The 20,758-nt window shown below is 48.5% G+C and carries 18 protein-coding genes; 2 read left to right on the top strand and 16 right to left on the bottom strand.

Annotated features, from left to right (window positions below):
- Nucleotides 1–166 precede the first annotated feature (166 nt).
- From MKY73_RS04855 to MKY73_RS04845, 3 genes are all read right to left on the bottom strand, one after another.
- Nucleotides 167–790: an XTP/dITP diphosphatase gene (locus MKY73_RS04855; protein ID WP_339305964.1), complete on the bottom strand. Its 624-nt coding sequence runs from the start codon at nucleotides 788–790 to the stop codon at nucleotides 167–169.
- A 1-nt stretch (nucleotide 791) separates the two neighbouring features.
- Nucleotides 792–1,547, bottom strand: coding sequence for a ribonuclease PH (gene rph, locus MKY73_RS04850; RefSeq protein WP_253440370.1), 756 nt, complete (start codon nucleotides 1,545–1,547; stop codon nucleotides 792–794).
- Between the two features lie 118 nt (nucleotides 1,548–1,665).
- A complete protein-coding gene (locus tag MKY73_RS04845) occupies nucleotides 1,666–2,721 on the bottom strand; it encodes a GerMN domain-containing protein (protein ID WP_339237159.1) in 1,056 nt (351 codons plus the stop codon).
- 192 nt (nucleotides 2,722–2,913) lie between these two features.
- On the opposite strand from MKY73_RS04845, the gene MKY73_RS04840 reads away from it, so the two are divergent.
- Complete coding sequence (locus MKY73_RS04840) at nucleotides 2,914–3,480, top strand: phosphatidylglycerophosphatase A (RefSeq protein ID WP_105601152.1); 567 nt, start codon at nucleotides 2,914–2,916, stop codon at nucleotides 3,478–3,480.
- A 159-nt stretch (nucleotides 3,481–3,639) separates the two neighbouring features.
- Here MKY73_RS04840 and MKY73_RS04835 read toward each other — a convergent pair whose 3' ends face one another.
- The 5 genes from MKY73_RS04835 to MKY73_RS04815 all read right to left on the bottom strand — a co-directional run bounded on the left by MKY73_RS04835 (nucleotide 3,640) and on the right by MKY73_RS04815 (nucleotide 7,763).
- Complete coding sequence (locus tag MKY73_RS04835) at nucleotides 3,640–4,293, bottom strand: ferric reductase-like transmembrane domain-containing protein (protein WP_339257066.1); 654 nt, start codon at nucleotides 4,291–4,293, stop codon at nucleotides 3,640–3,642.
- A gap of 36 nt (nucleotides 4,294–4,329) precedes the next feature.
- Nucleotides 4,330–5,373 carry an FAD:protein FMN transferase gene (locus MKY73_RS04830; protein ID WP_339305963.1) on the bottom strand — a complete coding sequence of 348 codons (1,044 nt, stop codon included), beginning with the start codon at nucleotides 5,371–5,373 and terminating at the stop codon, nucleotides 4,330–4,332.
- Nucleotides 5,370–5,786: a hypothetical protein gene (locus MKY73_RS04825; RefSeq protein ID WP_339305962.1), complete on the bottom strand. Its 417-nt coding sequence runs from the start codon at nucleotides 5,784–5,786 to the stop codon at nucleotides 5,370–5,372. The genes MKY73_RS04830 and MKY73_RS04825 overlap by 4 nt, the downstream gene beginning before the upstream one ends.
- Nucleotides 5,787–6,008: 222 nt before the next feature.
- Complete coding sequence (locus MKY73_RS04820; RefSeq protein ID WP_339305960.1) at nucleotides 6,009–6,992, bottom strand: MBL fold metallo-hydrolase; 984 nt, start codon at nucleotides 6,990–6,992, stop codon at nucleotides 6,009–6,011.
- A 27-nt stretch (nucleotides 6,993–7,019) separates the two neighbouring features.
- Complete coding sequence (locus MKY73_RS04815; RefSeq protein WP_339305958.1) at nucleotides 7,020–7,763, bottom strand: methyltransferase domain-containing protein; 744 nt, start codon at nucleotides 7,761–7,763, stop codon at nucleotides 7,020–7,022.
- 239 nt (nucleotides 7,764–8,002) lie between these two features.
- On the opposite strand from MKY73_RS04815, the gene MKY73_RS04810 reads away from it, so the two are divergent.
- Nucleotides 8,003–8,878 carry a DUF72 domain-containing protein gene (locus tag MKY73_RS04810; protein WP_339305956.1) on the top strand — a complete coding sequence of 292 codons (876 nt, stop codon included), beginning with the start codon at nucleotides 8,003–8,005 and terminating at the stop codon, nucleotides 8,876–8,878.
- Nucleotides 8,879–9,017: 139 nt separating this feature from the next.
- On the opposite strand, the gene MKY73_RS04805 is transcribed toward MKY73_RS04810, so the two are convergent.
- The 8 genes from MKY73_RS04805 to MKY73_RS04770 form a co-directional block, all read right to left on the bottom strand.
- Complete coding sequence (locus MKY73_RS04805) at nucleotides 9,018–10,100, bottom strand: nucleotidyltransferase domain-containing protein (protein ID WP_339305954.1); 1,083 nt, start codon at nucleotides 10,098–10,100, stop codon at nucleotides 9,018–9,020.
- 156 nt (nucleotides 10,101–10,256) lie between these two features.
- A complete protein-coding gene (locus MKY73_RS04800; protein ID WP_339237191.1) occupies nucleotides 10,257–10,523 on the bottom strand; it encodes a CD3324 family protein in 267 nt (88 codons plus the stop codon).
- Between the two features lie 341 nt (nucleotides 10,524–10,864).
- Nucleotides 10,865–13,015 carry a glycoside hydrolase family 88 protein gene (locus MKY73_RS04795; protein ID WP_339305952.1) on the bottom strand — a complete coding sequence of 717 codons (2,151 nt, stop codon included), beginning with the start codon at nucleotides 13,013–13,015 and terminating at the stop codon, nucleotides 10,865–10,867.
- A gap of 56 nt (nucleotides 13,016–13,071) precedes the next feature.
- Entirely contained in the window at nucleotides 13,072–13,893 is an 822-nt protein-coding gene (locus MKY73_RS04790; protein WP_339305950.1) for a polysaccharide deacetylase family protein, read from the bottom strand.
- Nucleotides 13,894–13,910: 17 nt separating this feature from the next.
- Nucleotides 13,911–17,264 carry a glycosyl hydrolase gene (locus MKY73_RS04785; protein WP_339305948.1) on the bottom strand — a complete coding sequence of 1,118 codons (3,354 nt, stop codon included), beginning with the start codon at nucleotides 17,262–17,264 and terminating at the stop codon, nucleotides 13,911–13,913.
- A 44-nt stretch (nucleotides 17,265–17,308) separates the two neighbouring features.
- On the bottom strand, nucleotides 17,309–18,814 hold the full coding sequence (locus MKY73_RS04780) for an extracellular solute-binding protein (RefSeq protein WP_339305946.1): 1,506 nt from the start codon (nucleotides 18,812–18,814) through the stop codon (nucleotides 17,309–17,311).
- 18 nt (nucleotides 18,815–18,832) lie between these two features.
- On the bottom strand, nucleotides 18,833–19,720 hold the full coding sequence (locus MKY73_RS04775) for a carbohydrate ABC transporter permease (RefSeq protein WP_017692544.1): 888 nt from the start codon (nucleotides 19,718–19,720) through the stop codon (nucleotides 18,833–18,835).
- Nucleotides 19,721–19,732: 12 nt separating this feature from the next.
- Complete coding sequence (locus MKY73_RS04770) at nucleotides 19,733–20,662, bottom strand: sugar ABC transporter permease (protein WP_339308485.1); 930 nt, start codon at nucleotides 20,660–20,662, stop codon at nucleotides 19,733–19,735.
- Nucleotides 20,663–20,758 lie beyond the last annotated feature (96 nt).

Below are 20,758 nucleotides of genomic sequence, written 5' to 3'. Positions count from 1 at the left end.
CATCATTAGGTATATGGAAGGAGCTTACCTAACCCCGTTGGACAACTTCAATTCATACAAAAAGCGTTAATGGCTGGTGAATCATTCCATCGGAATGCTCCTTTCCTTCCATTAACGCTTTTGATGTTCACATCTGATACGCTAAATCAAAAAGTCTCGTTGCGACTCAGCCTTCAAGTCTGGATACGAGCGCTCTCAGCGCATGACCACGGTGGCTAATCGCCTGCTTTTGCTCCAGCGTCAGCTCTGCCATTGTCATTTCGTATTCAGGTACATAGAAGAGAGGGTCATATCCAAAACCACCAGCACCCGCAGCTTCAGCTGTAATCCAGCCTTCCGCAGTGCCTTCCGATTCATATTTATCACCAGTTGTCGGATCGTACAGGACCAATGCGCAGACGAATCGAGCGGGACTTAGGAGCGGCTGCTCGGTGTCCTCACCGGATTTCAACGATTCCAGCGTCTCCAGCAACTTCGCATTATTTTGTGCATCCGTTGCTCCTTCGCCTGCATATCTCGCTGAATAAACTCCGGGCTCCCCGTCCAACAGATCTACACAAAGTCCAGAATCGTCTGCCAGTACGGGCAAACCAAGCGCGTCGCCTACCGCCTTCGCTTTCTTCCAGGCATTTTCCGCAAACGTTATGCCATCTTCCACCACATCCGGCAGCTCCGGATAGTCAAACATGCTCTTGACCTCTTTGCCAAGCGGTGCGAAAGCATGTGCGAACTCACGGACTTTACCCGCATTGCGGGTAGCAACAATGAGGATTGGGCTGTCCAAACTCATCTTAGGCTTCTCCTAATCCACGCGCGCCAATCTTGAGCGCAATCGGTCCAAGTACTTCTTTTTGACGCTCGATCATCTCCAAAATTCCCTGCTCGCCCAGTTCCAGCATTGCGTTCAGCTCACGGCGATCAAATGGCGCTTCTTCACCTGTTCCCTGGAGCTCGACGTATTTGCCGCCGCCTGTCATTACCAGATTCATATCCACCTTGGCTTTGGAATCTTCATCATAGTTCAGATCCAGTACAGGCTGTTCACCCACAACACCTACACTTACTGCTGCTATGAAATCCGTAATCGGGAATACTTGCAGTTTGTGTTGTTGAGAAATCTTGTTCACAGCGAGCGCCAGCGCTACAAACGCACCGGTAATGGAAGTTGTGCGTGTGCCTCCGTCGGCTTGAATAACATCACAGTCCAGCGTAATCGTACGCTCACCAAGCGCCTGCAAATTGACCACTGAACGCAGTGCCCGACCAATCAGACGTTGGATTTCCATGGTGCGTCCAGTCAATTTGCCGCGATTGGCTTCACGTTGGTTACGAGTATGTGTTGCACGTGGCAGCATGGAATATTCAGCCGTTACCCAGCCTTTCCCTTGCCCTTTCATAAAGGGAGGAACACGTTCCTCCACTGTAGCTGTACAGATCACCTTTGTATCTCCAACTTCAATCAGTACAGAGCCCTCGGCGTATTTATTCGTGTTCACTGTTAAATTCAGCGGGCGCAGCTGTTCGCTGTTTCGTCCGTTTGATCTCATTTTTTCTGCCTCCTACGACTTAAGCATCCTGTAATGTTGAGCTTGTTAACAATTTTACGAATCCCTTATATTTTACCAAAGAGTTCGGTTAAAAGCATCCTTATGCATTCTGCGTTCATTAAATCGGAATTTCGTTGATATATTCAGGCTTGGAAACAGGCGTACTGTAATCCCGGTTATCATCACCCATGACCGTTTTTTGGCCGTTCCATTCGATCTGCACTTTGGCATCCTTGCCGGCTGTATTCTCCGCAGTGGTTAATACAACAGACTGTAACAGCTCGCTAGGTACGATATCCCCTTCGGCAAACATATCATCTTTCAAGGCAACTGTTACTGTGCCATCCTCGGCCGTTTTGACCGATTGCAGCTCTGTTCCGCCTGTCATGACTTCTTCCAGTTCGCCGCCTTTGTCAGGTCCCTTGATCAGCTCATTCAATGCTGCCTGCACCCGATCTTCGCCAGGGGTAACGAGACGTGTAACTGGAACATAATATTGGATGCCTGCTGGTGAAGCTGCTGAGAAATAGACCGTGACCGGGCTGCTGTTCGCCACCAATGTATCCCCCAGATCCAGATTGATTCCCACAGCCCGATTCAGCGGTTCAGGCAACGGCGTACTGTTTACCGGCATTTGTGTTAACTTTTTGCCATCCACCCAGATCTGCACATTCTCCACATCTGGTGTTCCCGTCAATGTCCAGGTGACAGCTTCTAGCATTTTCCGTTCTTCCTTCGCATCATACTTGGCAAAATTACCCGAGAACTCCACGACCGCCAGCTTGTCATCCGCATGAATCGTTACATTCTGTACAACCGTTCCCTGCGGGAGAACGCCCTGGAATCCTTCTGGCAGCATACCCGCGTAGGCCCCGCCTGTGACAAGTGTATCCAGTGCCGTCTTGGGACTGCTGGCATCTGTTCCAGAAGGTAGAGTCAGGGATACCGGAGCGAGCAGCCCCTGCTGGTCTTGCAGATATACAGTCGTTAACGGGAGCGTTGCGAGTGCCCCATTCCCTTCGGCTGCCTGAATCATGGCTGCTTCCTGAATGGGCGGTGGCGGATCAACAGCTTCGGAAGACTGGGCTCCAAACATGCCACAACCTGACAACACCATAGGAATGCTCAGCAGCGCAGCTGCCGATACCGTACGCAAAGATTGGATCTTTCTCATGATCACGTTCCCCCTCATCATTTTTACAGTTTGTACTACCATGTATACGAGCCTTTGTCCAAAAAATAACTAAAAGATAAAAGCTTCGCTGAAAAGTTATACGTTCGATGATCTTAAAGAAACGTAAAACCGGTTAATACGTATTAGGAAGCAAGAGTAGGGACATTGCTAACTTCAGAGGAGGAATCGCCCATGGAACATCCTGAGCAAGAAAAAATCCCTTACAGCCTGAATAGCCGCAAGGTCGCGGAGGCAACTAGGGAATGGCTGCATAAGCGGGGCGTCACGATCCCTGAGATCGCAGAACTGGTCATGTTATTGCAGAAAAAATATTATCCTGGTCTTACGATGGAAGAGTGTATCGAAAATGTGGAGATGGTTCTCCGCAAACGTGAGGTACAGAACGCCGTCCTGACCGGGATTCAGCTTGATATTCTGGCGGAACAGGGGCAGCTCATATCTCCTTTGCAGGAGATGATTGAGAATGACGAAGGGCTGTATGGCGTGGATGAGATTTTGGCATTCTCCATCGTCAATGTATATGGCAGTATCGGATTTACGAATTATGGCTATGTGGACAAGCTGAAGCCAGGGGTGCTCGAACGACTGAATGACAAGAGCCTGGGTCCTGTCCACACCTTTTTCGATGATATTGTCGGTGCAATTGCATCGGCAGCGAGCAGCCGGATCGCCCATCGCAAACAATCCGAGCTTGAAGAAGCACTGGGAGAAAAACCGGTCAGCGATGACACGGTATAACACGTAACTCGTTTCGTACTTGAAATCATGTGGAAGATTGGACATGTATGTAGATGCTTAGTGCAATAACTGTTTGAAGAAATAACTGTTCATGGAAAAAGCGGCCTAATGGCCGCTTCTTTTGCATGTGTACCATAATTTTGGATGATCCACATGTTATTATTTGAGATGTTTAGGACGTACCGTTCCCGCCAGACCATAACCTTCAACCCACTTCTGCTCGGCAGCTGGCTCAGCGGATGTCCATTTCGGTCCAATCGTGATCTCCGGGCCCTTGCGTTCTCGCAACATGCCACGTAATACGGTGATACCAAGTATACTGAGTCCGGTAAATACATACATCATTCGCATGATAATGTTGCCAGAATCCGATCCTGTTACCATGCCGTGAACCAGCAGACCAATGAACACGGGGTAGGACAGCATGTGGAACAAGAACCACCATTTGCGGCCCAATTTGCTCCGCAAGTCACTGGATAACAGGACGATCACTAATCCGTAGAAGGATAACGTTCCCAGACCACTGCCAATCGGATGCACGGAGGCGGTAAAAGGAATCAGAAGTTCTCCCCAGCTAAATGGGCTGTAATGATCAATATATAACGTTAACGCATGCACGAGTCCAAGTCCGAAGGCAAGCCAGGTCGTTCGAGTATGCCATTTGAACATGGCTGCTTTTGGTTTGCCTTTGGCCATAGGCATCCCTTGAGCAATGCCCAGAAATACACCGACAAAGAGCAGCACATAAGCAGCAATTCCACTAATTCGAATAATATTCCACGTCGGCAGGTAATCTACAATCCATTGTGCCATAACCGGCTCCCCCATATCTGTTAGACTTGTCCTCGTTTAAATCAGACTGAAGCGATGATCCGGATCAAAACCGGGCCAGTGCTCAGCGAGCGTATCCGTATTTCCTCTAAAATAAGTGCTTCCCTCCTGTGTTATCCACAGGACGTCATGACGATCATAGTGTCGGTTTAACCAGCCCACCGCCTCGGCACTCCCCAGAATGCAGACCGTCTTGGCAATAATCTCGCATTGCGATGCATGCTGTCCCAAAACGGTACACTGTAGCACATCCGTATCCGCCGGTTCCATTGTCCGGGGGTCAATGAGATGATGCGCAAGGCTTCCGTCTGAATTTTGCCATTGCCTATGCGAAATACCCGAAGTGGCAACAGCTCCTCGTTGTAACCGAATCGTACCTGACACATCCCCCTGTTCTTGCAAAGGATCTGTTACTTTCAAGGTCCACTGGGGATAGTCCGGTGTACCCCATACCTGAATATCTCCACCCGCGTTAATCAAACCCGCCGGGATATGCAATGTTCGCTGCAGCCAGTCCGCAATACGCTCCACTGCCCATCCCTTAACGATTCCTCCCAGATCCAACTCAGCTCCAGGGTCCAGATGAACCATCCGGCTACCTTCCCGCTGAATCCATCCCGGACGACTGTGGTCATGCCGATCTTCCATCATTCCTGAACTTTCAGGTGTTCTCGTTCGCAAAATGCGTTCAAGCAGCGGGCGCTGCAGTTGTCGTTGTTGCACTTTCTCGAAGCTTAGATCATATCCCGAAGCCTGAAGAGCCTGCGAGATACCCGGTTGGAAAATCCCTTCAGTCAGTCCAATATACCCATAGGCCAGACTCAATACTTCATCCATCGCAGCGGAAATGGGCATCCATCCGGTTGCATGATTCAGACGATTCAGTTCACTATCTGCGACAAACCGGCTAAAGCGCTGCTCTTGCGTCTCGAACCAATTCTTCACTAAGTTTGCTGCATGTTCAACTTGTTCCTTCCCAGCAGACAGCTGTACTTCAACATCCGTGTTCATCGCACGGAATTGAAACCGGAGCGGACGAGCAACTTGCACTGTGCGGCTCATGATGCACCTGTGCGTGACTGATAGTTGCCACTGCTATATCCGGAATCTGAATCCTGATTATGTTGGCTCGGACGTTCAGAATCTGAGTACCTTCTCTCGTTATTCATGCTCTGATCAGGCCCAGCAGATTGTGTGTTATCGGTTGTTCCATTATATTGACTATTATCATTATCATTGTCCTGCGTATTCCAGTTGCTGCTGTCCGTTGTGCTGTTGAACCATTCATCCATCACATCATCCCGCGTATCCACCTGGCTTGAAGCAGTAACGCTTGTGTCTGTACCATTCGCTGCTGCGTAGGCTACATCAAAGGCATCCGAAGTTCTTACATATTGAAAGAGTGCAGCCACAGTCAACGTTGCTGCCGCTGAAGCTTGCCATTTTCTCCATTGATTTCGTTTTTTTCTGGTCATCGCTCATCCCTGCTTTCTTTAGGGTGTGTCTCATAATCTGCTTCCTTCGGAGTTCTAAGACACGCCCTAGCGAAGTTCATAGTTGTATGATAGACGCGATGGCTTAAAAATAGATGAATGAACTGTTAAGACAGGCTAAAAAGACCCCGAACAGGTGAGTTTCCTGTCCCGAGCCTCTATATAAGATCGAATTATCATTTCTTAACGATATCATCATTCCGTTTAGATTTGAAAATAGAGCGTACCATCCGATTGCTGCACTTGCTTCACTACTTCACGTCGAATTAACTCCTGCAAATGAGCCAACGTCTCACTCATGGCAAACCGCAGTTGATGGGTACCAAGCCGATTGCCAAACATGTATAGACAGATGTCATAAGCATTCGCGGGTGACTCCTGCATTCGATCCGCCAGCTTCTGAAGTCGTTCCTCATGGTGTTCAAGCAGTTGAACGGTCCGTTCGTTGAATGTGAAAAATGGATTCCGATGCCCCGGATATGCCTGCTTGACGTCCAGCTCTCCGAGACGTTGCAATCCTTCCATATAAGACAATAATGGCTGAGGGTCACTGCCGGGTTGCAGACTGATATTCGGTGAAATCTGTGGCAAAACTGCATCTCCGCACAGAATCTCCATGGACTCCGGCGCATAAAAGGATAAATGGCCTGGGGCATGTCCCCCCGTCTCGACAGCAACCCAACGTTTCCCGCCCATATCGAGCCACTCACCATCTTCAACAGGTATGACATTCGGAAGTGGCGTGATCTGCGAAGTAAATGTCTTCATATGTTCATATATCTGTTCAGTCTTGTCTACCGGCATACCATGACGACTATAGTAATCAGGTAATATTGTATTAATGTGTGAATCAGGTCCCCACATATAATCGGCTTCTTCGCGTGAGCGTGTGGACATTCGGACGGGTGCCCCCGTCATCTGTTGCATCCAACCCGACAACCCAAGATGATCGGGGTGATGGTGGGTCAGTACAATTTGACGAATATCGCCAAAGGTCAGACCGAGATCTGCCAGCGCTTCACTCCACTCCTGTTCTGTTTCAGAATTACGCGGTCCGGGATCAATAATGGTTATCTTTCCATCCGGTTCTGATAACACATAACTGTTCACCCATCGCAAGGGAAACGACATGCTGATCTTGACCCGGTATATGCCCTCTGTCATGAACATCTCTTCTGTTCGCTTCATATGATCCCCCTTCCTGACGATCTCCGTTCACTCCACAGGACGACGCCCCACAAAAATCATGCGTGGAGAAGTCTGCTCGTCATATTTCTCTTCATCATAGCCGCCGTGAACCTGATCTACCCGGAGCCCGGCTGCACTTAACATCTGACTCAGTTGATCACGTGTGTACAACTTTACACGCTCCTGATATACTCGCGGTTCATGTCCGGATGTGGTGTCGGTAATACGAATTTCCTTTTGCACAAATCCATCTTCAATCTTGCGGAATTCCTCAATTCGCTGCCCTTCATCCTCTCGGACGGAGTGCGGCACCAGATGACGAGTCACATACGCCATATTCATAAAATCAATAATATAGCTGCCACCCGGCCGAAGCATCCGATGAATGGCTCGTAATACTTTCAGTTGTTCTCCGTCCTCCAGGAAATAACCAAACGATGTGAACAGATTAACTACGGCGTTGAAACCACCTTTCAGCGGCAGTTCACGCATATCCGCATGACACCACGATACTCGGTGTTCGGTGTCTGTTAGGCGCGCTTCGCGTAAAAGCACATCGGACAGATCAACTCCGGTTACTCGCAATCCTGCATCAGCAAGTGCCAAGGAGTGTCGCCCCATACCGCAGCATAGATCCAATACTTCAGCATTAGGCTTAAGCTTCAACCAATTGATCATTTTATGTACTTCATGATAGGCACCCTGTACATCCCGGTGCTTGTATACGAGAAGATAATCTTCTCCAAAACTCTTTTCATACCATTCCGTCATTCAATCTCGCCCTCCACCTGGTCCTCGGCCCTCTATCTGTAGTGCGCTTTGTACAGGCCTGGTCATTTCCCCTAGCTTTAATGTATTGTAACGTCTTTATTCTGCAAACTCAAAAAAATCCCGGTACATTGCCTACATTGAAGAGCCAAAATGTACACGATATAATATTAATCATACGCATACCCCTGCGAATCGGTTAATTATAAGAGGTTGTTCAATAAGCAACAGGAGGTGTTCTTATGATTCACATCGGACTTACCGGATGGGGGGATCAGGAAGATCTCTATCCGAACCGTACCAAAGCCAAAGACAAGCTCAGTCTATACGGACAATATTTCTCTACCGTGGAGGTGGATAGTTCCTTCTACGCCGTACAGCCGCGGGATCGCATGGCACGATGGGCTGCTGAGACACCTGAATCCTTTGCTTTTATCATCAAAGCCTATCAGGGAATGACCGGACATCTTAGAGGCAAACCCTACTTCACCAGTACGTCGGAGATGTATAAAGCCTTTCGGGAATCACTGGAACCCGTCATAGAGGCGGGCAAAATGCAGGCAGCCTTATTTCAATATCCGCCCTGGTTCGAATGTAATAAGGACAATGTGAAAGAGCTTCGTGAAGTGAAGCTTCGAATGGAAGGCATTCCGTGCGCCCTGGAATTCCGCCATCGCAGCTGGTATGAAGATGACATGCGTGAGCGAACACTTGCGTTCATGAAAGAGCAAGGCTGGATTCACAGCGTCTGTGACGAACCTCAGGCGGGTTTGGGTTCCATTCCCATCGTGCCCCAGGCCACGGATTCGGACATGACACTGGTTCGCATGCATGGGCGCAATGTGTCCGGCTGGCATCAGAATGGTGCACCCAATTGGCGCGAGACCCGTTATCTGTACCGTTACAACAAGGAAGAGCTGTTGGAGTGGAAAGATTATCTGGAGCAATTGCAGGAGCAGAGCAAGGATGTCTATGTTATTTTTAATAACAACTCCGGTGGCGATGCAGCGGCGAATGCACAGATGATGATGGATCTGCTGGATTTGCCAGTGAAGCCTTTTCCTGACCGTACTGAACCGGAGAAGGAAGAAGGACCGGAGCAGTTGGAATTATTTTGATCCGTGTTTGGGGTCAACTAAAAGCGGCAAGCCCGAGGGCATTGCCGCTTTTTTCATCTCGTTAACTATAGCCACTATGTCGATTGACTTCATTTGAATTTATCGAGCTTTCGTTAATTATTCAGGGATCTAAGGAAGGTCAATGATTCATATAATGGGCATATAGTTGCTCGAAGGTTGTAAATCGTTCGACTTCTCTGCCGACCTTATCATATTCGTCTAGATATTCATCCATCACTTCAAGGAACTTTTCTTTCACAACTGGTAAATTACTTGCATCAAAGTACTGCATAATATCAAATTTCTTAGTTCCTTTCTCCAGAGCCATTTCATCAAGATACCCTTGTGCTCCATAGACCGAAAGAAAGACGTAGGAAGCATCGTTCGTCATAACACTGTTCAGAATTTTATTGCGGTAGTTGCACCACAATTCTTCATATGTTCCCCTCAGATTATCAAAAGTCGGAGCAGATTTAATTATGAAGTTATCACACATCGTGCTATATAACCTCGTAACACTATTCAACATATTAAAGGAGGCTATTCGAATATCTTCAATAGTATGAGCTTCGATGATTGACATGTATAAGGAATCGAGATCATCAGGAACATAGCGAAACGTACGAATCTCTTCCAAATATCGCTTGATTCCTCGTTGTATGCACGTGTTATTCATACTAACCAAGGCATTGACTAAATTAAACAGAACGTCGGCAGATGCATGTCGCACTGAACCGATATCTTCACCTAGCATCGTATCACTGTATGCTTGCTTAGCCAGATCGATCCATTTATTTGCTCGATCAAGACACGCTTCTCCTATCGGGTTCGCAAGTGCATCAAGTGCTTTTTGCCTGAAGTCGTTCAATCTCTCCAAATCCTCAGGCTTTGCATAGTAGAGTATTTTGAGCTCAGTTAAGCTCGATACGTTGGGACTCTCCAAAGTGGATTGCTCTTGTATTCTTGAATTCCATGGCGTGCAATAGATGTCATATCCAACGTCATCTAAGATAAAGCAATCGGATATTTCCCATCCTTTTTCTGTATTATTAATGATAATTAAATCAAGATCGCTCTTCTCGTGAAAGTCTCCCGTGCTAAATGAACCCGTAAGCCCAATAATTGCGATATCGTCTATAAAATCTCTTTTTGCGCGTTCAATCACCATGTTAATGAGTCGTTCATTTTTGTCCAGTAACTTCTTCTTTATGATTTCGTCCATTCGTTGCACCCCTTCGTATGATCGGGCCGTTCTTTATCACAACAACCTTAACTTGAGTCTATCGATTTAGATGTGCGGTTACTATGTATAAGTTGATTTAATTCATCTTTGAACAAAATCCGCTAAACCGTCGATAGGACGATTTAGCGGATTTCATTAGTTCTTTGTATAGACAATTTTCTTTATGCTTTCGCAGGACAAGAAATATCGCCCCGCCAACTCCTCTATGCTGACTCCATTGTGGAATAAAGATTTAATCTCAGCGTTTCGAGCAGAGACTCTACTCTTGCTGTTCGTTTTCTCGCCCCATTTTAAATGTGCCTCTTTGGGTTTGGGGATATAAACCAATTCCCCTTGAACGTATTCTTGAATGATACGTAGCAATTCTTCCGGAAAAATAGACTCGGCTTTTGAATATTTCACGGGCCTCACTCCCTTATTTAATAAATCAATAAGGTGCAAAGCCAGTTAGCAGAATATTACGATTCTTCGTTGGCAATATGATTGTTTCTAAACTCTATGCAAAGCATTGCCATATCCTCCACTGGCTTTGCATAGAGCCGTGCATGTAAGAATCCTACCCCGATTGTTTTCAATAGCCTCACCTCCATGGAAAACAGATAGTTGTTATGTGCTATTATATCAGAGCCTGTTGTTCAAGTGTTTAACGGATGAGTCGCCCTAATGCAAATTGACGGCACCAAAATTCTAAGTATTTTCTGAAATACTTATAGGTAATTATCCGATCCTTTTTTGGTTAAGCCTCAGATAGACGCCTTGCGCAGCTGCTGGTTCATCTTATGTGCTTCAATACCTGCCAAGAGCACAATGCCAATCCCATGGGTGTCGTTCAGATTCCAACCCAGATCATCGCGATAATACAATGCGGTAAACGAATACCCGGAACCCCGGCATACCCCATATACATTGCCCTTATAGTCAATTGACAAGCGCGTCATTCCCTCCCATCCTTTGCGTACCGCCTCCAGATAAGGCTTTGGCTGTTCCAGCCAGCCTTCGCGAATACCACGGGCATAAGCGTAGATGAACATGGATGTGCAGGAGGTTTCTTCATAGGAATCCGGGCGATTCAGCACCTGATGCCAAAGTCCATTTTCCCCTTGCAGCGCCAGATAACCTTGACTTAGATCACGATAGAAACGTAACAGTTCCGGCCTCTTCGCATGATCATGTGGCAAGATCGTTAACAGTTCGGTCAATGAAAAGAGTACCCACCCGTTCCCGCGTCCCCATGGAATACCTGTTGCCCGACCACGCACAAAATCATACACATGGGACATGATCTGTTGTTCGGGAAGGTATAGGTATTTACGAAACATCAGGAATTGATTGATCGCATCATCCCAGTACGCGCTATCTCCTGTCAACTGACCATAACGCATCAGAAATGGTGTACTCATATACAAGTCATCACACCACATCGTCTCCTGACGCATCTCCCCACTGCCACGAACCCGGTAAAAGGCGCCATCCTCCAGACGTTCCTGCTCATCCGTAATGTAACCCGCAATCCGTTCCGCCGTATCTCTTCCTCCGTGAATATCACCCAACTCCATCGCAGCAAGCAGCGTGGACCCAAACGACCCACAATCATCCAGACTGTCTATCGCAGACAGCTGATTATTGATTCCTGCTGCACCATACCCTTCCCGATCCCACAGACCATAGCGGTCAAATGAAGTACTGAGTTCAATATGTTGCCGTACATACTGAATGTAATCATCCCGTCCCAATTCCTGTCCCGTCTGGAGTAGTCCAAGCAGGGTAACGCCAAGCGGATAATTCCACTTTCCGTAATGTGTATTCTCCAGGTAAGGACGAACATGGGTATCAGGAAGATCTACCCGCCAATACACACCTTTTGTACCATCATCAAATACGGTATCGGTTCGCACGATGTCGGCGTGGAATGGTTCAGCACCGGTAACAAACGTACCTGTGTATAGCCAGGGGTCAGAGCATCCCGCAACCGGATGAGGCGGTTTCAGTCTCCAGCCTGTAGAACTCGAATGCTCGGCATCTTCCAACGTGAATCCCCATGAGCCACCTTGTGCCTGGATTTCACCTTTCACGACTAGATCCCAAGAACCGTAACGGCGCGGGAGTTCAACGTGCAATTTAGCACTGCTTCCAGCAGAGTATATTTCCTTGCCATCCACATACAGAGTCAAAGCACCATCATGATTGCCTTTTAAAATAATTGGCGTTGATCCTGGTAAGGTTACATCCAGCCTCGTCCAAGCATAGGCCACAGCAGACTGTTCCGTACCATAGATGCGTGCAAATGAACCCTTGCTCTGTTCCTCCCCTGTCCAGTTCCTGCTTGGATACCAGATAAGACCTGTTTCTTCTTCCGCCATGCCATCACGAGGAAGAGATAGTACAGGTTCATCGACAGGTTCTGAATATAACCAGCCTTCCTGACCCTGACGATCTGTCCCAGGAGTAAGGAAATGCAGCGGAAAATTTTTGAATGAGGCTGTTCCGTAGACACCGCCGAATCCCACTTCTGTTTTGACAAAACAAAGCAACACATCATTCCATCCATAGCTCATGGAGATCGGAATCTGGGTTCTTCGCTCGGGAAATAATTCCTGCAACAACTCGGACTTGAATACCTCTTCGCCGTTCACATAGATCGTCACTGGACTATAACAGTTCAGGCCTGTATTTAACGTTGCATTCTGCTCGCTCCATAACTTGCCCCATACATACACGTACTGCCCTGTACGCGCCTCTGCACATTTCTCATTCAGATTCAGGTCGTAGCGATAATCCCCCAGTCTGCGAAAACCTCCCTGATGATAAGCTCTGAACAAAAAGGATTGTTGCGGGTGATCGCCAATATAACGCTGAGCCACCGTGGTCAATATATCCGGAATTGAATCGTACACCTTGCCTGCAATCGCCTCGTTCTCATGGAAATAACGAATGATCGTCAGCCCCTTCCTTATACCTTGATTCGTTCGCTTAGCCGCAATGTCTCCCCACCCTGCACTTCAACTACCTGCTGATCTGCCGTGAACCAAACCGGGATGGCAGACGGATTATGAATGATGGATCGATCGGCTGAACACTCCAGTCGTTGCACCGCTTTCCAATAGGCAATCACTTCGATGTTCGTGGCGTACCAGATGTCGTTCCTGCGACCAATCTTCTCACCAAATTGTTCGATGATCTCCCAGTTGTCGTTATCATTGAACTCATAACTGTGGCCCCAGACGTAGAGTAAAAGTGGCGTACCTGTTTTGGAATGTTGGATAAAACGTTCAGCATGCCCCGCCAGATCATGGTTATGATGACAGGTCGGATGCCATTCAAGCGGCCGGTCTGGCAGTGTGTATTTGCCATGAGATTCAACGGTACGAGCATAGTCGATGCCGAGCCACGCAAGCTTTGTGCTTAACGCACGGTCGTATCCTCCATTGGGATAAGCCATACCTCGAACCGGATAACCGACAAGCTTCTCCAACGCTTTTCGGTCCTCGATAATCTCTTCGGTCAATAGTTCATTCGGAACATAAGGCAGCGTAGGGTGAGTAACCGTGTGAACGGCCACTTCATGACCCGCATACAGTTCAGCAACTTCCCCCGCCTCAATGCGGCCTGGATTACCCAGGGTACCGGAGTTCAGATTAAAGGTTCCCCGCAGTCCATACCGATTACATATCTCCACCAGTCTGCGATCATGCACCACTCCGTCGTCATAACTGAGCGTTAACGCTTTCATCACACCACCTGGATAGCGGTCAAACTGAATACGATGTCCCATCCCTTACTTCCACTCCTTTATCCTAATTCTTCAACAGGTACATGACCTGCATCCTGTAATTGATGATGTTCTGAATCAAAATACGTACCTTCCAGCAGGCCGATCAATGTGTTGGTAATCCGCACTTCAATGTCGTTGTCTCCCGGACGCAACCAGGGGGCCTCTCCCTTCCAGCGATACGGAGACCAGCATCTCACACCCAGACTATGTCCGTTCACCCGCACTTCCACCACATCCTGCACACGCCAATCGCTAAATTCCAGTTCAAACGAAGTAATATCTTCCTCTGGCTCATCTAGCCAGAACGTGCGTTTATAACTCATCTCCCCGGCAAAATGAGGATACAGCGGCTGAGGTTCAGGTCCGATGCGAAGGGCTGTGTCTGACTCCCGCACGAGCGAAGCGATGCCTTCATGATGAAACTCCACCCCGAATCTCCCTTGCAGATACAAGGGATCAACGATACCATCCTCATCTTTCGTCACCTGCACAATCACCGTCATTTCATTGAGACCGCTGTGTAGCCATTCCGTAATATCACAAGCGATATTATTGTGGTCGGTTATTTCGATTGGATCGAATTGTTCTTTTTCAAGTGGTTGCCCATTAATCTCCATCGACCAACTGCCCGAAATCGCCGCTTTATCCATGAATAACAGGCATGCAGGCAACGCCGTTCTTAACTCAAATGTGGTCGTATAACGGCACTCAATCGGGTAAGCAACGGATGCCTTTTTCGGTGTGCCAAATACCTGACTAAACTGGACTGGCAGATGCTGCTGCTCCGATAATTCTGCTGCCTGATCAATAAACGGTTTCACAGCTACATGCTGGCTTTCCAGTATTATTCCGTTAGCATTGGTTGCCTGAAGATGGAATTGTCCCATTCGCAGGATGTTAGGCTGCACCGTTTCCAGTCGCCATGGCCCTTCGGAAGAAACTCTGATTGTACGGGCTTGCTCAGCTCCTACCGTTCCATCTGCTCTCAACGTCGAACCCGTTTTGTCTGCTACATCCACCTTCGTTAGTCCCGTCTCTACCTTCACTGGTTGTAAAGTAAGGCGTACAGCATGCGCTTCGTAAGGCGCCAGCGTTAGTGAAATGCACCATTCCCCGCCACTGCTCGTATACGGCAATGCCTGAAGCTGTCCCGTCTCCAGATCGAGTCGTTCTGCCACCAGACAAGCATCATCTGTCAGCTCCGCTCCATCCCACAGCTGTCGGGCAATCAACTTCAATTGCCCCTTCAGCTCCTGCCCCTCCTGATTAGTCAAGAAAACCATATGCTCCCCAGCCGACAATTGACGGGTGTGCATCAGCAGAGAGGCACTTTCCTCCTCCATGATCCAGCAGATGGGTTCAGGCAATACCTGATCGAGCAGGAGAGAGATTAACTCCAGCGAAAAGTCATCTCCCTGCCCTGTTCCTGCGGGTAGAAAATAGGCATTCCCCTCACCTTGATGCCACATGGTTTCACGGTTATCGTGATCGGTTGTCACGCTACGGCCCCAGTACACCTCTTGCGGCTGCTCGCCCGCACCAAAGAACTGGGCAGCTTCATCTCCCTCCGGACTTCCCGGCTGGATGGCAATATGCGGAGGCATCCCAACAGAAATGGCGGTTCCTCCCTGCTGAACAAATCGCTTCACCTGTTCCCAGGCCGCGACCTCCAGATTCAGCATCGGTGGCAGAATCAATACGTCATAACGGGCGACGCCAATCTGAATGATGCCATCCGTTAAGTCAGCTTCAGCCAACAATTCGGGATCAAGGTGGTCATAGTCACATCTGTTCTCGAGCAGATGTGTCGTGATTCGCATCCAGTCCCTCGTCAGACGATTCAATTGCACCCGTTCTGCTTCGTCTTCGCCGCTATACTCGAATCCATGCAGCGGATTACCCATCAGACTCCAGAATGTCGTCGTTGGGTCAAGTACAGCAATACGAATGTCTGCTGCTCCGGTGCTCATGAGATAGCTCAACCGTCCGGTGTAATCCCCCAACTGCCGGAAATGCTTCCAGTAGGGATTTTGCAAAAATTGAGACGGCGGTGCATCATGTTTCGCAAGCCCACCGATTGTATAGAAAAAGGCGTGAAAGTTATAGAAATTGGTGCCCATGGCGGCCATTCGGTCAATCATCCACTTGGCATCCTGTAGCGTCATGGACCAGCCTACACTGTGAAAACATTCAATCAGATTGCGACTTCGCCCCAGTTGTCTGGCAAGCGAACTGACCATCTTGGGATTGTCACGCATCTTTTGACCGTAACGTTCCAGAATCCACGATAAGGATCGTCCGATTTTCTCATGTGCTGAATCACCGCCTGGCATATGGCTGAACAACTGGGTGGTCATCCGTACGCCAGGTACCTCTGCCGCGTACTGGATTCCCGCTTCCTCACACCAGTCATGCACCTGTTTGTGATAGGACTCCCTGAGAAGCAGATGCAGGGACTGATAGTAGTCATACCGAATCCGGTACGCGTCCGGAACATCAGCATATAACAGGGCCGGTAGCGAATCGATCAGACTATAACCACAACGCTCACTGAAATAACAGGGAAGCTGTTGGGACCAGGGGATACGGCCCAGCGGTGCGATCTCATCCGAGAACATGCCTCTGATTACGCTCTCAAATTGATCTCCAACCGCTGCCTTATAACGCTCATGTGTCAGTTCAATAAATCGGCTCATCGCTTCCTTGTGACAAGGATCAACAAAGTTGCCGTAATATTTGAAATCATCAATCTCCATCTCTTGAAATATAATCAACTCCCAATCACCCTCGGGCACATCCCACAACAATCGAAACGCTGTTCGGTAGGTGAAGAACCTCTTCCGGTTATACGAAGTAAGTCCGGTCTCCTGATACACCTGATCCGTCTGGATATTACCGATTTTGCTGCGCAGATCGATGGATTCATGCCATAACCGTTTACCCTGTGCATCCTTGGGAATCGCCTTGGCAACCAATACTTGTCCCCATGACAGCTCCAGATTCACAGCTTCTCCGCCCTGAACCATCAGTTGATGATGGATGAGCTGACGCTGCTTGGCTTCAGGAAAATCAAGAGTCACTTTCCCGCCAGCCATCCCGCTTGGATATGGATATTCGTCATATAACCATACCTGCATGCCGTGCGTGGCCGCCGCTTCCACTGCAATCCGCACCTTATCAAACCACGCTTCGGAGAGATAGGGAATTTGCAGTCCTTGACGTGGACAGATAAAGAATCCACCCACGCCTTGCACGGCCATCTCAGCCACCTGCCGCTTCATCTGTTCTTCTTCCATATCCCCGTTCCAGAACCAAAAGGGATGAACCCGGTACTGCGCCTCGGGATTACTAAATGCATCCCCGTTCCACATGTCGCCTTCCTCCCTGCCTGTTCAAGAGTATCGTTGGTCTCCAACTACTTCAGTGCAGCGTACAGTTCATTGACTTCTTTCACATAATCATCTCCGCCGTTGTTCTTCCACAGGGTAACAGCATCTTCGAATCCTTTCTCATCAATCTGACCTACGATATATTTGATCCGTGCATCGTTAATGATATTGTCCAGCTGCGGTCCTTTCTGAGCATAAACATCAGAGATCAGCGGTTCACCAGGATTGGCGATGACAATCTCTTCGTTGGCCTTTTGCACCTGTGCAACTTTTTCACGCACAGGTGTCTGCTGCACGCGAAGCGTTTTGTCCTCGGGAACAAACATCAAAATCTGGTTTAAGCCCTGCAGATCGCGGAGTGCAAGCTTATCAGTGGATGGGATAATGTAGTCCCCTTTTTTCTCATACTGCTTGCCTTCCAGTCCATTCCCAAGCAGCGCCTGCAATTCTGGTTCATTGAGTTGATCCAGGAAACGCAGTACCTTCTTCAGTTCCTCTTCCGTTTTGACACTGCCTTTGGAGATGGCAATCATTCCGGAATATCCGGACGTTGGCATATCACGCAGCCCCTTCGGACCTTCCATGGCTTGCAGCACATCGACACGTCCTGTCGCATTCGGGTCTTTATCCAGTATTTTCTGGTCCATGCGCTGGGCATTATCTGCTACATCCACCATGACACCCGCTTGCCCATTCACAAATGGATCAGGCAGTTTCGTTGCATCCATCACGGCAAAGTCCTTGTTCACCAGACCCTCGCTGTAGATCTGACGGAAAAATTTCAGGGCTTCCATGTATTCTGGTGTCTCATGCGCAGGGATTAGCCCCCCGCTGCCATCCTCTCCCCATTTGTTGGGGGCACCGAACCACACCTGCATATTATCCCATGGGCCCGTGAATTTGCTGGCCACCAGACCGTACGTATCATCCTTTCCGTTACCGTCCGGGTCATCCTTCGTGAACGCTTTCAATACATTGTAAAATTCATCAATCGTCTTCGGCTCTTCCAGCCCCAGATTCTCCAGCCAGTCCTTACGGATCGTCACCCCATTACGTCCCAGAGGGCGAGCCCGATATATCCCATACGTTTTGCCATCGATAGAGGCATTATTGGTGATGATTTCATTCATTTGGCTCAGGTTCGGATAGTCCTTCAGATAAGGACCCAGTTCCCAGAACGCTCCGGTTCGTGCCGCATTAATGAAACTTGGAGACTTCCCTAACACCACCATAATCTGAGGCAGCTTTCCCGAGGCCAGTGTAATGTTGAATTTGTCTTCATACGAGCTGCTTGGCACCCACTGCAGGTTCACGTCCACCTTGGTCAGTTCTTCAAGCTTCTGTATGACCGGGCTGTTGTCCGGCGGATTCTCCGCTTCAAAGTTCGGCAGCATAATCGTGAGCTGATCGGTGCCACCCGCAGCGGTTCCTGAATCTGCCTTGTCCGTGGAGCATGCGCCCAGAATTGTACTAAGTACCAGTGACGCAGAGAGCAGCAGTGCCCCTTTTTTGAATCCCGTTTTTTGTCCCATACGTTCTCCCCCTTGGCTTTAGCCTTTGATTGAACCTAACATGACACCTTTGGCAAAATGCTTCTGCAAAAACGGATACACCAGCAAAATTGGAATCGTGCCTACAACGATTACCGCCATTTTGATCGACTGCTCTGGTGGCTGTACAAAATTGGGGTCCATGTTCGCCATATCTCCGACACTGGCTTGCGAGAGCAATACGATCTGTCTCAGCATGACCTGCAGCGGCCATTTGTCACTGTCGGAAATGTACAGAAGTGCCGAGAAAAAGTTGTTCCAATGACCCACGGCGTAAAACAAGGCAAACGTGGCAATGACCGGCTTCGATAAAGGCAGTACGATTCGCCACAGCACGCCGAGATCCGAACAGCCGTCGATGCGGGCCGCTTCCTCCAGCCCGGGCGGCATTTGCTGAAAAAAGTTTTTGACTACTATTAAGTTAAAAGCGCTGATCGCGCCAGGAAGCATAAGGGCCCAGTAAGAATCGAGCAGTCCCAGTCCACGAATGACAAGATAGGTTGGGATCATGCCACCGCCGAATAACATGGAGAAGATCACCATGTTCATCATGACGTTACGACCCCAGAAGTCACTTCTGGATAGGGGATAGGCCATCGTCAGGGTGAAGAACAGATTCACCAGTGTACCTGCCACTGTGATGAAGATGGAAACGCCAATGCTGCGAAAGATCGTGGAAGAAGAGAAAATATACTCATATGCGCTGAAAGAAAACACCTTCGGAATAAGGAAAAAACTCCGTTCGGTGATCTCGGCTTCCGTTGCGAAAGAATTCCCTATAATATACAGGAAAGGAAGGACAGTTAATATGCCCAGAATCCCCAGCATGACGTAATTGAAGATATCAAATACCTTGCCAGCAGGGCTGTTGTATAGACGGCTGTTCATGGGCGCTCCTCCTTAATAAATTCCGGGGTGACCGAATTTTTTCGCAAGTTTATTACTGCCAAGCACCAGAATGATGCCCACCACAGACTTGAATAGTCCAACAGCGGTACTGTAACTGAATGCCCCTTGCGTAATCCCCACCGTGTACACATACGTATCAAATACGTCTGCGACATCCCGGTTGAGGGAATTGGTCATCAGATAGATCTGCTCAAATCCGGTATCCAGAAAATTCCCCAGTCTGAGAATGAGCAAGATGACTATGGTCGTACGAATCGCGGGAAGCGTAATATGCCACATTCGCCGCAATCGTCCTGCTCCATCCACAATGGAGGCTTCATACTGTTCCGTATCCACACCTGCGAGGGCCGCCAGGAAGATAATTGTGCCCCACCCCATCTCTTTCCACATCATCTGAACAATAATGAGTGGTCGGAACGAACCCGGACTGGAGAGCACATCAATAGGTTTGCCTGTAATCCAGGCGATCAGATCATATAAGACTCCGCCCTGCGGGGTCAGAAACACGTACGTGATACTCGCGATAATCACCATGGATACAAAGTGGGGTACATAGACCAGCGTTTGAATGGTTCTTTTGAAGAATGCGACCCGAATTTCATTTAATAACAAAGCGATAATAATCGGTGCCGGGAAAAAGAAGATCAGATCATACAGCGCAAGAACCAGCGTATTGCGTAATAGTCGGAAGAAGTCCGGGTTGGAGAAAAAGTTCGTAAAGTTCTCCAGCCCCACCCAGTTGCTCTCCCGGATGCCCAGAAAAGGCTGATAGTCCTGAAAAGCAATGATGATTCCCCACATGGGCAAGTATTTAAAGATGACAAAGTACAAAAAGCCGGGAAGCACAAGCACATATAACCATTTGTTTCGTTTGATCTGCCTTTTCCAGTTCGACTCTCGTCTCATGGGCCTTGTTGCCATATCCGCTTGAGCAGTTGCCGTGGCGTTGGTATTCCAGTTCGTCTTCCCGTTCATCACGTCTCCCCTTTCGCAACATTGTAAGCGCTATCAACATAT

The sequence above is a fragment of the Paenibacillus sp. FSL R5-0519 genome, from assembly GCF_037974275.1.
Lineage (GTDB): Bacteria > Bacillota > Bacilli > Paenibacillales > Paenibacillaceae > Paenibacillus.
The sequence above is the reverse complement of the archived record's forward strand: the minus strand, read 5'-3'. Positions and strand labels throughout refer to the sequence as shown.

Bases quoted from the DNA above. Each gene is read 5' to 3' on its own strand.
- MKY73_RS04855 (WP_339305964.1), bottom strand. From the start codon at position 790: ATGAGTTTGGACAGCCCAATCCTCATTGTTGCTACCCGCAATGCGGGT.
- MKY73_RS04770 (WP_339308485.1), bottom strand. From the start codon at position 20,662: ATGGCAACAAGGCCCATGAGACGAGAGTCGAACTGGAAAAGGCAGATC.
- MKY73_RS04785 (WP_339305948.1), bottom strand. From the start codon at position 17,264: ATGTGGAACGGGGATGCATTTAGTAATCCCGAGGCGCAGTACCGGGTT.
- rph (WP_253440370.1), bottom strand. From the start codon at position 1,547: ATGAGATCAAACGGACGAAACAGCGAACAGCTGCGCCCGCTGAATTTA.
- MKY73_RS04830 (WP_339305963.1), bottom strand. From the start codon at position 5,373: ATGAGCCGCACAGTGCAAGTTGCTCGTCCGCTCCGGTTTCAATTCCGT.
- MKY73_RS04840 (WP_105601152.1), top strand. From the start codon at position 2,914: ATGGAACATCCTGAGCAAGAAAAAATCCCTTACAGCCTGAATAGCCGC.
- MKY73_RS04810 (WP_339305956.1), top strand. From the start codon at position 8,003: ATGATTCACATCGGACTTACCGGATGGGGGGATCAGGAAGATCTCTAT.
- MKY73_RS04835 (WP_339257066.1), bottom strand. From the start codon at position 4,293: ATGGCACAATGGATTGTAGATTACCTGCCGACGTGGAATATTATTCGA.
- MKY73_RS04820 (WP_339305960.1), bottom strand. From the start codon at position 6,992: ATGAAGCGAACAGAAGAGATGTTCATGACAGAGGGCATATACCGGGTC.
- MKY73_RS04815 (WP_339305958.1), bottom strand. From the start codon at position 7,763: ATGACGGAATGGTATGAAAAGAGTTTTGGAGAAGATTATCTTCTCGTA.
- MKY73_RS04825 (WP_339305962.1), bottom strand. From the start codon at position 5,786: ATGACCAGAAAAAAACGAAATCAATGGAGAAAATGGCAAGCTTCAGCG.
- MKY73_RS04845 (WP_339237159.1), bottom strand. From the start codon at position 2,721: ATGAGAAAGATCCAATCTTTGCGTACGGTATCGGCAGCTGCGCTGCTG.
- MKY73_RS04780 (WP_339305946.1), bottom strand. From the start codon at position 18,814: ATGGGACAAAAAACGGGATTCAAAAAAGGGGCACTGCTGCTCTCTGCG.
- MKY73_RS04775 (WP_017692544.1), bottom strand. From the start codon at position 19,720: ATGAACAGCCGTCTATACAACAGCCCTGCTGGCAAGGTATTTGATATC.
- MKY73_RS04805 (WP_339305954.1), bottom strand. From the start codon at position 10,100: ATGGACGAAATCATAAAGAAGAAGTTACTGGACAAAAATGAACGACTC.
- MKY73_RS04790 (WP_339305950.1), bottom strand. From the start codon at position 13,893: ATGGGACATCGTATTCAGTTTGACCGCTATCCAGGTGGTGTGATGAAA.